The sequence below is a fragment of the Bacillus sp. JJ1521 genome (assembly GCF_036965165.1).
Classification (GTDB): domain Bacteria; phylum Bacillota; class Bacilli; order Bacillales; family Bacillaceae_L; genus Ferdinandcohnia.
Genome location: NZ_JBALOX010000230.1, coordinates 1 through 1,102, shown reverse-complemented (window position 1 = coordinate 1,102; position 1,102 = coordinate 1). Strand labels below are relative to the sequence as shown.

The window sequence follows — 1,102 nt, the reverse complement described above, 5'->3', positions numbered from 1 at the left end:
CAGCGCCAAGGAGAGCAACGATATTCGAACATTCATCAAAGGTCTTTTCAGAAATTTCCGGTGCACCTAATAGAGCTGTTACCTTTCCGTCGTTATATTTCTTCTTGAGCACCTCGGGATCTTGCTGGGAATAAATTTTCGCGATTTTTTTGTGGATTCCCAGTTCCTCACAAACCTCACGGATAATATCTGTGGTTTCATCCACACCAAGGTCAGAACCGCAAGTTCCAACACTTCCGATCACCATCGGAACGCCAAGAGCATGTGCACCTTCGATCATCTGCTTTAAATCTTTGCGGATGGCCAGTCTCGCATATTTCCCTTTTCCGGTTCCCAGATAGTATGGACCGGAATCGGTGGAACCTGCATCAGAACAGATGATATCCGGATTCATGGCCATGCCTCTATTGAAGGCTTCTTCGGAACAACCTAGTCCTACTGCACCATATGGAACAAAAACTTTAACTGATGCCATAATTGTTTCATCCTTTTCTTATTTGTAATTTTTACTTAATTAAATTATACTTTGAAACAACTATGAACAAAAATGCTGTTTTGTATATAGAGGTATAACCAAAAAGTTATACGTTAAAGGGAGGATTCAATGATTAATCATCGGGAAATACAATACCTTCTTACTATTTGCCAGGAAAAAAGTATTAGCGCGGCTGCCAAAAAACTATATATCTCACAGCCGGCACTAAGCAAGATGATCACAAAGTTAGAAGAAGAAATTGGAGCCTCTTTATTTATCAGAGAAAGCGGAGGAGTCTACCTGACCAATGAGGGAAAAATCTATATAGATGGATGTCTGAAGGTGAAGGGAATTTATGATTCTGTACAGAGTGAAATTGCAGACTTACAAGATGATAAAAAGGGGAAAATTACACTTGGTATATCATCCAGAACCAGCAGTTTCATTCTTCCTCCTGTTCTTGAAGCATTCAAAAAGAAATATCCACTGGTGGAACTTTCACTTGTGGAAGAAAATATTGCAGAACTGGAACAGCTTGCTATTACAGGACAAGTAGACTTGGCCCTAACCTATTTTAATACAAATCCAAATCTTGAATATAAATTTCTGGGAAAGGACCCGGTTTAT

Annotated in this window: 1 protein-coding gene and 1 pseudogene; one reads left to right on the top strand and one right to left on the bottom strand. The window is 39.4% G+C overall.

The window, feature by feature from the left end; translation table 11 throughout:
• Positions 1 to 475 (bottom strand): annotated as a pseudogene (locus tag V7147_RS23135) (hypothetical protein); the annotation flags it as partial.
• Positions 476 to 604: 129 nt separating this feature from the next.
• Between V7147_RS23135 and V7147_RS23130 the strand changes: the two are divergent.
• Positions 605 to 1,102, top strand: a 498-nt coding sequence (locus V7147_RS23130) for a LysR family transcriptional regulator (RefSeq protein ID WP_335370154.1), incomplete at its 3' end; no start/stop codon positions are given.